This window comes from Mycolicibacterium arseniciresistens (assembly GCF_030519285.1).
Lineage (GTDB): Bacteria > Actinomycetota > Actinomycetes > Mycobacteriales > Mycobacteriaceae > Mycobacterium > Mycobacterium arseniciresistens.
On record NZ_JAUMSQ010000537.1, the window covers coordinates 1 to 896 of the forward strand.

Annotated in this window: 1 pseudogene; it reads right to left on the reverse strand. The window is 76.3% G+C overall.

Annotated elements, in window-relative coordinates:
- Positions 1-104: 104 nt before the first annotated feature.
- Positions 105-896: pseudogene (locus tag Q2100_RS31320) on the reverse strand (Hsp70 family protein); the annotation flags it as partial.

An 896-nucleotide genomic window follows, 5' to 3' on the forward strand; every position in this document is an offset into this window, starting at 1 on the left:
CCTTCGCCGGCGCGGTGGGGTCGGCGAGCAGCGCGGCGACGAACGCGCCCGCTGCCGGCGGGACGTCGGTCAGGCGGTCCGGCGCCGGATTGGGCATCGGCGGTTCAGGCGCCGTCGCCCGGCACGATCACGGTGGTCGGCGGCTCCGGCGGATCGGGCGGGTCCGGCGGGTCGGGAACCACCGTGGTCGTGGGCGGCGGGGGCGCCGTGGTCGTCGGCTGGGTGGTGGTGGGCCGCGTCGTCGTGGTCGTCGGCTGTGTGGTGGTCGTCGTCGTGGTGGTCGTGGTCGTCGGCGATGTGGTGCTCGTCGGCGACGTGGTGGTCGTGGAGCTCGGCGGCGGCGGAGGAGGGGGCGGAGGCTGGCTCACCGTTGTGGTGGCGCGGCCGTCGGGGCCGACGGTGACGGTCGTGACCGGCGGCGGCAGCGGCGCGAACGACGGCTCCATCGAGTAGGTGGTGCTGGTCTCGGTGACCGGGCTGGAATCGCCGGTGGTGCTGGTCAGCGTCACCGCCAGGCCGCTGATCGCCGCCAGCGCCGCCACCGCGGCGGCCCCGAACAGGATCGGCGGACGCTTGTACCAGGGCAGCGGTTCCGGCTCCGGCGGATACTGCGCCTCCTCGCCGCCGGGAGCGAACGCGATCGGAGGCCGCGCGGCGCCGGTGCCGGCGTCGACGGTGTAGTCCTCGCCGGCATAGGGCACCGGCTCGTCGGTCGGGGCATCGTCCTGAGACCACGCCAGGGCTCGGAACGTCGCCGACGACGCCCCGTCGGAGGCGGATTCGCCGGCCGCCAGTCCCGCTGTTCCCGCCACCCACGCCGCAGGCGCCATGCCCGTCGGCGCATCGGCGGCGGGGGCCAGTCCGGTCGGCGCGTCGGGGGCGATGGGCGCCATGCC